Genomic DNA, 9,788 nt, shown 5'->3' on the forward strand with positions numbered 1-9,788 from the left:
TTGGCCGCCTTGCTCGGCCTCGTCTTCTTGCGCTTGGCGGGCGCGAGGTGCGCTTTGCCGACCAGCTCCGCCAGCCGCTCGCGGGCTTCGGCGCGGTTCGCGTCCTGGGTGCGGTGGGCACGGGCCATGACGACGATCTCGCCTTCCTTGGTCCAGCGGCTGCCGGCTAGGCTCTTCAGCCGCGCATAGACGTCCGGATGCAATCGCAGCGCGAATACGTCGAGGCGCAGCTGCACCGCGCTCGCCACCTTGTTGACGTTCTGCCCGCCCGGGCCGGTCGCAGCGAGGAAGCGTTCCTCGAGCGCGTCCTCCGGCAGCGGCGGCCATTCGACCCTAGCCATGCGCGAACGCCCCGAACCGTTCCGGCAGCGGCGCCTCGACGTCGATCGCCGGCTTGTTGTGGCGCGGCACGACGATATGGCTGGCATGGAGCAGCATCGTGGGGCCGCCCCGTCCGTAGGTCGGATCGCCGGTGATCGGCAGGCCGAGCCCACTCGCGGCATGGACGCGAAGCTGGTGCGTCCGCCCGGTCTGCGGCTCGAACCGCACCAGCGCGCGGCCATCCTTCACGTCGAGCAGGGTCCAATGAGTGACGGCGGGCTTGCCCTTTTTCGCCGGGATGATCCGCCAGCCCTGCGCGGCAGTGCTGATCTTGGACAAGGCCAGCTCGATCACGCCTTCTTCCGCTTCGGGCACGCCGTCCAGCACCGCGAGGTAGGTCTTCTTCACCTCCCCGTTCGCAAAGGCGGCGGAAAAGCGCCGGTGCGCGCCGTGGTTGCGGGCGAGCAGCAGGCAGCCGCTGGTGTCGCGATCGAGCCGGTGCACGATGCCGGGCGGCCGCTGAAAGCCGAAGCGCAGATCGTCGACCATGTCGGCAAGCGCCGGCGTGCCGTCCTTCGGCCGGTCGACCGGCAGCCCCGCGGGCTTGTCGATCACCAGCGCCTCGGCATCGATGAAAAGGGTGTTAACCACGGCACAGCGCCTAGCCGCGAATCGGGCCATTGAACATGCACCGCGAACGGAATGGGCCGAGTCGCGGGGGCAAGCCGGAGACGGCCGATGTTCTGGACCGCCGATTATGCGAAGCGCCGCCGCCTGGTCCGCCTGCTGCGGACCAATCCGCCGCTGCTGAGCTGGTGCATCCGCCGCTCCCGCCGCTTCCTGCCGGGGCAGGAGGACGGGAGCGCACGGGCAGCACCGGCCTAACCGAAGAGTTTGCCTGCCGTTTCGGCCACCCTCCGGCCGAGATGGCGGGCGCCGCCCAGATCGGCATCGCTCGGCTGGCGTTCCCCGCGGCCGCCGGCGATGGTGGTCGCGCCGTAGGGGGCTCCGCCGACGACCTCGTCATGGCCCATCTGGGCGGCATAACCATAGTCCAGCCCCACCACCGTCAGGCCGAAGTGCAACAGGTTGGTGATGATCGAGAACAAAGTCGCCTCGTTGCCGCCATGCTGCGTGGCCGACGACGCGAAGGCCGCGCCGACCTTGCCGTTCAGTGCGCCCGACGCCCAGAGGCCGCCGGCCTGATCGAGGAACATCGCCATCGGCCCGCTCATCCGGCCGAAACGCGTGCCGGTGCCGACCACGATCGCGTCATAATCCGCGAGCTCGTCGATCGTCGCGACCGGCGCATCGGGCCGCGCGGCGGGGATGCCGGGCAGATCCGGCACGCGGCGGATATCGACCTGAGCGCCGCCTTCGCGCGCGCCCTCCGCGACCGCATCCGCCATCTGCGCGATATGGCCGTAGGTGGAGTAATAGAGGACAAGGACTTTGGGCATTGTATTCGCTCCAGTTTAGTCCGTTCGTATCGAGCGAAGTCGAGATACGCTTCTCGACTTCGCTCGAAGCGAACGGAGCAGGTTATTCCGAATCCACCATCACCAGCTCCGCGTCCTCGCGGGCCGTGATGCGGATGGTGTCGCCGCCGGTGAGCGCCGCGCCGTCGCGGGCGCCGAGGGCAGTGCCGTCGACCTCGACCGCGCCGGTGGCGGGCACGAGATAGGCGTGGCGGCCCTCGCCGAGCGCATAATCCAGGCTCTCGCCTGCCTTCAGCGTGGCGCCGAGCACCCGCGCGTCCGCGCGGATCGGCAGTGCGCCGGCCTCGATCTCCTCGGCGAAGCCGCTGGCGAGCGTCACGAACCGGCCCGAGCGGTCGCCCTTCGGGAACGGCTTCGCGCCCCAGCTCGGTGCGCCGCCCGGCCGCTTCGGCTCGATCCAGATCTGGAACAGGGTCGTGGTCTCCGGCTCCAGATTATACTCGGCATGGCGCACGCCCGTTCCGGCGCTCATCACCTGCACGTCGCCGGCCGCGGTGCGCCCGGTATTGCCCATCGAGTCCTGGTGGGTGATGGCGCCCTGGCGGACATAGGTGATGATCTCCATGTCGCGGTGCGGGTGCGGCGGAAAGCCGCTGTTCGCGGCGATCTCGTCGTCGTTCCAGACGCGCAGGCTTCCCCAGCCCATCCGGCCCGGGTCGTAATAATTGGCGAAGGAAAAATGGTGCCGGGCGTTCAGCCAACCGTGATCGGCATGGCCCAGGCTTTCGAACGAACGTTTTTCAATCATGGTCAGTCTCCCGACTTGCTTGCGACTGAGATAGCGCGCAGGATCGGATCAGAAAGAGAAACGTCGGAAACTCATCGTTTCGAAATATGCGCCTGCCTGACTTCGAAGCCTGGGCGATCTTCGCCGCCGTGGTCGAGCACCGCTCGTTCAGCGCCGCCGCGCGCGCGCTCGGCCTCAGCAAGGCGACGGTATCGAAGGCGGTCACCCGGCTCGAAGCGCATCTGGGCGCGAGTCTGTTCCACCGGACGTCGCGCACGCTGACCTTGACCGAGACCGGGCGGACGCTTGCACCCCGTGCGCAACGCATCCTGGACGAAGCGGTCTGCGCGGAGGAGGAAGCCAGCGACGCCGCCAGCGCGCCCAAGGGGCTGGTGCGGCTCGCCGCGCCGATGACTTTCGGCCTGCAGCGCGTGGCACCCGCGATCGCCGAATTCCTGAGCGAAAACCCGGGCATCGCCATCGACCTGTGTTTGGACGACCGCAAGATCGATCTGGTCGAACAGGGCATCGACGTCGCACTTCGGATCGCACAGCTGCCCGACAGCTCGCTTCGCGCGCGCCGGCTGATGCCGATCCGCGCCCATGTCGTCGCCAGCTCCGCCTATTTCGCCGCGCATGGCCGCCCCGTCCACCCGGCCGAGCTCGCCGAGCATCGCTGCATCCTCTACGCGAACAGCGAGACCTGGCGCTTCACCGGCCCCGGGGGGGAGCAGGTTTCGGTCCGCCCCGAGGGCCCGCTCCGCTCGAGCAGCGGCGAAGCCATGCTGCCGGCACTTCGCGCCGGGCTCGGCGTCACGGTGCTACCGGACTTCATCGTCGGGCCGGACCTGGCCGAGGGGACGCTGGAAGCGGTGCTGACCCACTGGGCTCCACCGCCGATCGCGCTGCATCTGGTCACGCCGCCCAATCCGCTCCGGCCCGCGCGGGTCGAGGCGCTGATCCGCTTCCTTGTCGGGCATTTCTCCGGCAAGCCCGTCCAATGATCGAAGCGATTCCCGCCGCCACGCTCGTCCTGTTCCGTGATCGCGCCGGTGCCGCGCCCGAGTTGCTGATCACCCAGCGGGCGGCGGGCATGGTGTTTGCCGGCGGTGCACTCGTTTTCCCCGGCGGCCGGATCGACCCGGAAGACCGTGTCCGCGCCGCGCAGCATCCCGGTCTTGCCGAAGACGATGCCGCCGCGCGGATCGCCGCGCTGCGCGAGACTGTCGAGGAAGTGGGCTTCGATTTCGGCCTGGGCATCCACGACCTGACGCCGTTCGCGCGCTGGCTGCCCAAGCACCGACAGGCGCGCAATTTCGACACCCGCTTCTACATCGCGCAGGTGCCCGTCGATGCGCCCGAGCCGCAGGTCGACGGCGGCGAGACAGTGCGCGCCTTCTGGTCAAGCGCCGCCGACGTGCTCGCGATGTGCGACCGCGGCGAGGCGGAGATCATCTTCCCCACCCGCCGCAACCTCGAGCGGCTCGCCCAATTCGACAGCTTCGACGCGGCGGTCGCCCACGCCCTCGCCCATCCCATCGTCCCGATCACGCCGTTCCACGAAGAGCGCGAGGATGGCCCCTGGCTCTGCATCCCCGACGGCCTCGGCTATCCGGTGACGGCGGAGAAATGGACGAGCGTGATGCGGGGCTGAGATGCGCATCGCGCGCCGCCTCGCCCGCGCGCTGGTCGTGGCGCTGATCCTGATCGCGCTGATCTGCTGGTATCTGGTCTGGACCCGCGCGCATCCGGCGGACTCGCCGTTCACCGAGCTCGACCTGACCCAGGAAATCGGGATGTTCACCGGCCGCAAGATCGCGGCGCTCGCCGACGCTACACCTAAATGCGAGACGCTGCTGTTCCGCGCCGGCGTACGCTACCGCATGCTGCCGCCCGGCGGCTCGGGGCAATGCGCCTATGTCGCCGTGCGCCTGCGCGAAGGCGGTGCGCTGCCGGTCGATTTCCGGCCCGAGCGGCTGGACGTCTCCTGTCCGGTGGCGGCTGGACTGGCGGTGTGGGAACGACAGATCGTCCAGCCGGCGGCCGAGCGCATTTTCGGCGGGCGCGTAACGGCGATCGACCATTTCGGCAGTTATTCCTGCCGCCGCCTGTACGGCCGCCCGACCGGCGACTGGAGCGAGCATGCCCGCGCCAACGCCGTCGACATCGCCGGCTTCCGGCTGAGCGACGGGCGGCGGATCACTATCGTCAACGGCTGGAACGGCACGCCCAAGCAGCAAGCCTTCCTGCGCGAAGTGCGGGACGGCGCGTGCAAGGTCTTCGCGACGGTGCTGAGCCCGGACTATAATGCGGCGCACCGCGACCATCTGCACCTCGACCAGGCAGCGCGCGGCGAGATGGGCTGGCGGGCGTGCCGGTAGCCATAGCCCCTCTCCCCTTGCGGGAGAGGGCGACTCGGCGAAGCCGAGCGGGGTGAGGGGTGCAGAGCGAAGCGCAGCGAGCGTGGCCGCTCGCTCCCCCTCACCCTCCCACTCGCCTGCGGCGAGCGGGCCCCTCCCTCTCCCGCAAGGGGAGAGGGGCTAGAACCCGATGTCGTCCAGGCTCAGCAGCGTCGCGTTGCCGCCCGAGCTGGTGGTGTCGGTGCTCGTCACGCGCTCGGCGCAGAAGCGCGGCAGGTAGTGTGGTCCGCCCGCCTTCGGGCCGGTTCCGCTGAAGCCCTCGCCGCCGAACGGCTGACTGCCCACGATCGCGCCGATCATCGAGCGGTTGACGTAGAGGTTGCCGACCCGCGCCAGCGCCTCGACCGTCTCCGCCGAGCGCGCGATGCGGCTGTGCAGCCCCATGGTCAGCCCGAAGCCCTTGGCGTTGATGTGCTCGATCGTCCGCTCCAGCTCGCCCGCCTTCCAGGTCGCGACGTGGAGCAGCGGCCCGAACCATTCGCGGTTCAGGTCGTCCATGCTGCGCAGCCGGATCGCGGTCGGCGGCACGAAATTGCCTTCGGCCGGCACGTCAATCGTCTTGATCCAGCTGTTCCGCATCGCCTCGCGGCGGCCCATCAGATTGTCATAGGCTTGGCGGTCGATGACAGGGCCGACGTCGGTCGCGGGATCGGCCGGGTCGCCGACGATCAGCGTGTCCATCGCGCCCGCCAGCATCTCCAGCGTGGACTCGGCGATCTCCTCCTGAAGCAACAGCAGGCGCAGAGCCGAGCAGCGCTGACCGGCCGAGCGGAAGCTGGACGTCACCACGTCCTGCACAACCTGTTCGGCAAGCGCGGTCGAATCGACTATCATCGCGTTGACGCCGCCGGTCTCGGCGATCAGCGGCACCAGCGGCCGGTCTTCGTTCGCCAGCAGTTCCCGCGCGATCTTGCGCGCAGTCGCGGTCGATCCGGTGAAGGCGACGCCCGCCACGCGCGGATCGGCGACCAATGCCGCGCCGACCTCGGGTCCGCCCGGCGCCAGGATGAGCACGTCCTCCGGAACGCCCGCTTCATGTGCCAGCTCGACCGCGCGTGCGGCGATGCGCGGCGTCTGCGGCGCAGGCTTCGCAACGACGGCATTGCCGGCGACCAGCGCGGCCACGGTCTGGCCGAGGAAGATCGCGAGGGGGAAATTCCAGGGCGCGATAGTCGCCCAGACTCCGCGCCCTTCGTGGCGCAGCACGTTGCGCTCGCCGGTCGGCCCCGGCAGCTCGATCGGCACCAGATAGCCGCGCGCCTGCTCGGCATAGTAACGGCAGAAATCGACCGCCTCGCGGACTTCGGCGAGCGCATCGGGAAGCGTCTTGCGCGCCTCGTGGACGCAGATCGCCATCAGCTCGGTGCGGTGCTGTTCCAGCAGGTCCGCGAGCCGTTCGAGACAGGCCGCGCGTTCGTACACGGGACGCGCGGTCCAGGCGGGGTAGGCTTGCTGCGCCCTCGCAACCATCTCGCTCGTCCCGAGCGAAGTCGAGGGGCGCTTCTCCGAACTGCGGGGCCCGCGCCCCTCGACTTCGCTCGGGACGAGCGGAGGCTTTTCGATGGCTGCAGCGGCCGCAGCAAGCGTGTCCTTGTCCTGCAGGTCCACCCCCTCGCTGTTCCGCCGCTCGGGCGCGAACAGATCGCGCGGCAACGGGATGCTCGGGTGGCGTTCGCCACCGACCCTGGCGATCTTCTCGACCGGATCGGCAAGCAATTCCTCGTCGGTCAGCCGCTCGTCGGCGAGCTGGTGGACGAAGCTGGAATTGGCGCCATTCTCCAGCAGCCGCCGAACCAGATAGGCGAGCAGATCGCGGTGCCCGCCCACCGGCGCGTAGATGCGGCAGTGATAGCCTTCCTCGCGGACCAGCCGCTCGTACAGACCCTCGCCCATGCCGTGCAGCCGCTGGAACTCGAAATCGCGGCTCTTGCCGGCCCATTCGACGATCGTCGCGACGGTCAGCGCATTGTGGCTGGCAAAGGCGGGCGCGATCCCCTTCGCCGCGAGCATGTCCTTTGCGCAGGCAAGGTAGGACACGTCGGTCGCCGCCTTGCGCGTGAACAGCGGATAATCGGAAAGCCCCGCTTCCTGCGTGCGCTTGATCTCGCTGTCCCAATAAGCGCCTTTGACGAGGCGGACGTGCATCCGGCGCTCCGTCTCCTGCCCCAGCGCGTCGGCCCAGCCGATCACGGCGCGGCAGCGCTTGCCATAAGCCTGGACCGCCATGCCATAGCCGTCCCAGCCTTTAAGCGCCGGCAGCCGCCCGACGGTCTCGATGATCTGCAGACTCATTTCGAGCCGCTCCGATTCCTCGGCGTCGACCGTCAGCGCGATGTTCTTCTTCGCCGCCTGGACGCAGAGCGCTTCCAGCATTTCGGTCAGCGCCGGCACGCAGCGGTCCCATTGCGGCACTTCATAGCGCGGGTGCAGCGCCGACAGCTTGACCGAGATCGAGTGGCCCGCGGCCGGATCGGCCCCGACCGCATCGATCGCGTTCGCATAAGCGTCGAAATAGCGCTGGCCGTCGGGGAAGGTACGCGCGGCCTCGCCCAGCATGTCGAAGCTGGCGGTGAAGCCGCGATTTTCGGGCTTCTTCATCCGCCGCATCGCTTCGTCGATGGTGCGGCCCATCACGAAAACCTCGCCCATCATCTTCATTGCCGCGCCGACCGCCTGGCGCACGAACGGCTCGCCCGCGCGGGCGATCAGCCGGCGGAGCACGCCGCCCTGCCCGCTATCGCTGACCAACGCCTTGCCGATCACCAACCCCCAGGTCGCGGTGTTGACCAGCTTGGACGAGCTCTTGCCTTTGTGCGCGCTCCAATCGGCGTCGCCGAATTTGTCGGCGATCAGCTGGTCCGCGGTCTCGGGATCGGGCACGCGCAGGAACGCCTCGGCGAGCGAGAGCAAAGCTACGCCTTCCGACGAATTCAGCCGGTATTGCTGCAGGAACTGGTTGACCCAGCCGCTCGACTGCGCGGCGCGCAGATCGGCGAGCAATCCGAGCGCCACCTGCACCACCCCTTCGCGCTCCGCGGGCGTGAGTCGCGCGTCCGCAAGCAGCGATTTCAGCACCTCAGGTTCGGGTGCGCGATGCAGCCGCTTCAGCTCAGCATGAAAGGATGACGTTGCGGAATCCATGGCTCTCGATGCCGCCCTTGCCGGGCGCTTGATTTCAGGGGATGGAGCGGCGCCTATGCGGCAGAATATCGGGTTAGGGAAGAGCATGGGAAAGACTGTCAGCATCGACGAATATCGAGGGCTGGTCGGGCAGCATTTGGGCACGTCGGAATGGGTCACCATCGACCAGCCGATGATCGACAAATTCGCCGACGCGACCGGCGATCATCAGTTCATTCATGTCGATCAGGAAAAGGCGAAGCTGACGCCGTTCGGCGGCACCATCGCGCACGGTTTCCTGACGCTGTCGCTGCTGCCGCTGCTCAATCAGCTGACGGATATGCCCCGGGTCGGCGGCATCAAGATGGGCGTCAATTACGGCAGCGATCGGCTCCGCTTCCTTGCTCCTGTGCGTGCCGGCAAGCGCGTGCGCGGCCATTTCAAGCTGCTCGCGTTCGACGAGAAGCGCCCCGGCCAATGCCAGCAGACCAGCGAAGTCACCGTCGAAATCGAGGGCGAGGACAAGCCTGCCCTGATCGCCGAATGGATCGGCCAGTTTTTCATCTAACGGAGTAAACCCATGCGCGACGCTGTTATCGTTTCGACCGCCCGCACCCCGATCGGCCGCGCCTATCGCGGGGCGTTCAACAACCTGCCGAGCCAGAGCCTTGCCGCGCATTCTATTCGCGCTGCGGTCGAGCGCGCGAAGATCGATCCGGCCGAGGTGCAGGACGTGGTGTTCGGCGCCGCGCTGCAGCAGGGTCACCAGGCCGGCAACATCGCACGTCAGGCGCTGCTGCGCGCCGGGCTCCCCGTCACCGTTTCCGGCATGTCGGTCGACCGGCAATGCGCGTCCGGCCTGATGGCGATCGCGACCGCGGCGAAGGAAATCATCGTCGACAATATGGACGTGGCGATCGGCGGCGGCGTCGAGAGCATCAGCCTTGTCCAGACGCCGCAGATGCGCGTCGCGCCAGACCCCGAGCTGGTGGCGATGCACAAGGACATTCACATGCCGATGCTGCAGACCGCGGAAGTCGTAGCGAAGCGCTACGGCATCAGCCGCGACGCGCAGGACGAATATGCGCTCCAGTCGCAGCAGCGCACCGCCGCCGCTCAGGCGGCCGGCCGGTTCGACGACGAGATCGTGCCCGTCACTGCCAACATGGCCGTCGTCAACAAGGAGACGAAGGAAGTCTCCTACAAGGAAGTGACGCTCGCGAAGGACGAAGGCAACCGGCCGGAAACCACGCTGGAGGGCCTGAAGGCGCTGCAGCCGGTGCTGGGCCCCGATCTCAACATCACCGCGGGCAACGCGTCGCAGCTGTCGGACGGTTCCTCCGCGTCGGTGCTGATGGAAGCGAAAGTGGCGGAGAAGCGCGGGCTGAACCCGCTCGGCCGCTATGTCGGCATGGCCGTGGCCGGTACCGAGCCTGACGAAATGGGCATCGGCCCGGTCTTCGCGATTCCGAAGCTGCTCGACCGGTTCAATCTGAAGATGGACGATATCGGCCTGTGGGAGCTGAACGAGGCCTTTGCGGTCCAGGTCCTCTATTGCCGCGACAAGCTCGGCATTCCCAACGAGCTGCTGAACGTCGACGGCGGCGCGATCTCGATCGGCCACCCTTATGGCATGTCGGGCGCGCGCATGACCGGCCATGCGCTGATCGAGGGCAAGCGCCGCGGCGCCAAATACGTCAT

Annotated in this window: 11 protein-coding genes; 6 read left to right on the plus strand and 5 right to left on the minus strand. The window is 68.1% G+C overall.

Translation table 11 applies throughout. The features are described 5' to 3' along the window. On the minus strand, window positions 1-341 hold a 341-nt coding region (gene arfB / locus VFT73_RS02760), incomplete at its 3' end, for an alternative ribosome rescue aminoacyl-tRNA hydrolase ArfB (protein WP_326408621.1). Continuing rightward, the gene (locus VFT73_RS02765) at window positions 334-972 is read right to left on the minus strand and encodes an RluA family pseudouridine synthase (RefSeq protein WP_414712777.1); all 639 of its coding nucleotides are present in this window, start codon (window positions 970-972) and stop codon (window positions 334-336) included. The genes VFT73_RS02765 and arfB, both read right to left, overlap by 8 nt. 87 nt (window positions 973-1,059) lie before the next feature. Between VFT73_RS02765 and VFT73_RS02770 the strand changes: the two genes are divergently transcribed. After that, window positions 1,060-1,206 carry a hypothetical protein gene (locus VFT73_RS02770; protein WP_326408623.1) on the plus strand — a complete coding sequence of 49 codons (147 nt, stop codon included), beginning with the start codon at window positions 1,060-1,062 and terminating at the stop codon, window positions 1,204-1,206. On the opposite strand, the gene wrbA is transcribed toward VFT73_RS02770, so the two are convergent. Both wrbA and VFT73_RS02780 read right to left on the minus strand, forming a co-directional pair. After that, window positions 1,203-1,781, minus strand: coding sequence for an NAD(P)H:quinone oxidoreductase (gene wrbA / locus VFT73_RS02775; RefSeq protein WP_326408624.1), 579 nt, complete (start codon window positions 1,779-1,781; stop codon window positions 1,203-1,205). The two genes, VFT73_RS02770 and wrbA, sit on opposite strands and share 4 nt — an antisense overlap. Window positions 1,782-1,863: 82 nt before the next feature. Further along, window positions 1,864-2,568 carry a pirin family protein gene (locus VFT73_RS02780; protein ID WP_326408625.1) on the minus strand — a complete coding sequence of 235 codons (705 nt, stop codon included), beginning with the start codon at window positions 2,566-2,568 and terminating at the stop codon, window positions 1,864-1,866. An 86-nt stretch (window positions 2,569-2,654) separates the two neighbouring features. Here VFT73_RS02780 and VFT73_RS02785 point away from each other — a divergent pair, with 86 nt between their 5' ends. Genes VFT73_RS02785 through VFT73_RS02795 form a run of 3 tightly spaced genes read left to right on the plus strand, consistent with a single transcriptional unit; the run spans window position 2,655 to window position 4,928 of the window. Then, window positions 2,655-3,551, plus strand: a complete 897-nt coding sequence (locus VFT73_RS02785; RefSeq protein WP_326408626.1) for a LysR family transcriptional regulator — start codon at window positions 2,655-2,657, stop codon at window positions 3,549-3,551. Continuing rightward, on the plus strand, window positions 3,548-4,201 hold the full coding sequence (locus VFT73_RS02790; protein WP_326408627.1) for an NUDIX hydrolase: 654 nt from the start codon (window positions 3,548-3,550) through the stop codon (window positions 4,199-4,201). The genes VFT73_RS02785 and VFT73_RS02790 overlap by 4 nt, the downstream gene beginning before the upstream one ends. Before the next feature lies 1 nt (window position 4,202). Continuing rightward, the gene (locus VFT73_RS02795; RefSeq protein WP_326408628.1) at window positions 4,203-4,928 is read left to right on the plus strand and encodes an extensin family protein; all 726 of its coding nucleotides are present in this window, start codon (window positions 4,203-4,205) and stop codon (window positions 4,926-4,928) included. 159 nt (window positions 4,929-5,087) lie between these two features. Here the strand turns inward: VFT73_RS02795 and putA are convergent, their stop codons facing one another. Beyond that, a complete protein-coding gene (gene putA, locus VFT73_RS02800; RefSeq protein WP_326408629.1) occupies window positions 5,088-8,108 on the minus strand; it encodes a bifunctional proline dehydrogenase/L-glutamate gamma-semialdehyde dehydrogenase PutA in 3,021 nt (1,006 codons plus the stop codon). A gap of 85 nt (window positions 8,109-8,193) precedes the next feature. Here putA and VFT73_RS02805 point away from each other — a divergent pair, with 85 nt between their 5' ends. After that, window positions 8,194-8,655, plus strand: coding sequence for a MaoC family dehydratase (locus VFT73_RS02805; RefSeq protein ID WP_326408630.1), 462 nt, complete (start codon window positions 8,194-8,196; stop codon window positions 8,653-8,655). Window positions 8,656-8,667: 12 nt separating this feature from the next. Beyond that, window positions 8,668-9,788 (plus strand): acetyl-CoA C-acyltransferase (locus VFT73_RS02810; protein ID WP_326408631.1); only part of this gene is annotated, 1,121 nt, incomplete at its 3' end.

Origin of the sequence: Sphingomonas sp. (assembly GCF_035758555.1) — a bacterium.
GTDB lineage: Bacteria > Pseudomonadota > Alphaproteobacteria > Sphingomonadales > Sphingomonadaceae > Sphingomonas_B.

Excerpts from the sequence above, each read along its gene's own strand:
- VFT73_RS02770 (WP_326408623.1), top strand. The coding sequence starts at position 1,060 with ATGTTCTGGACCGCCGATTATGCGAAGCGCCGCCGCCTGGTCCGCCTG.
- wrbA (WP_326408624.1), bottom strand. The coding sequence starts at position 1,781 with ATGCCCAAAGTCCTTGTCCTCTATTACTCCACCTACGGCCATATCGCG.
- VFT73_RS02780 (WP_326408625.1), bottom strand. The coding sequence starts at position 2,568 with ATGATTGAAAAACGTTCGTTCGAAAGCCTGGGCCATGCCGATCACGGT.
- VFT73_RS02785 (WP_326408626.1), top strand. The coding sequence starts at position 2,655 with ATGCGCCTGCCTGACTTCGAAGCCTGGGCGATCTTCGCCGCCGTGGTC.
- VFT73_RS02790 (WP_326408627.1), top strand. The coding sequence starts at position 3,548 with ATGATCGAAGCGATTCCCGCCGCCACGCTCGTCCTGTTCCGTGATCGC.
- VFT73_RS02795 (WP_326408628.1), top strand. The coding sequence starts at position 4,203 with ATGCGCATCGCGCGCCGCCTCGCCCGCGCGCTGGTCGTGGCGCTGATC.
- putA (WP_326408629.1), bottom strand. The coding sequence starts at position 8,108 with ATGGATTCCGCAACGTCATCCTTTCATGCTGAGCTGAAGCGGCTGCAT.
- VFT73_RS02805 (WP_326408630.1), top strand. The coding sequence starts at position 8,194 with ATGGGAAAGACTGTCAGCATCGACGAATATCGAGGGCTGGTCGGGCAG.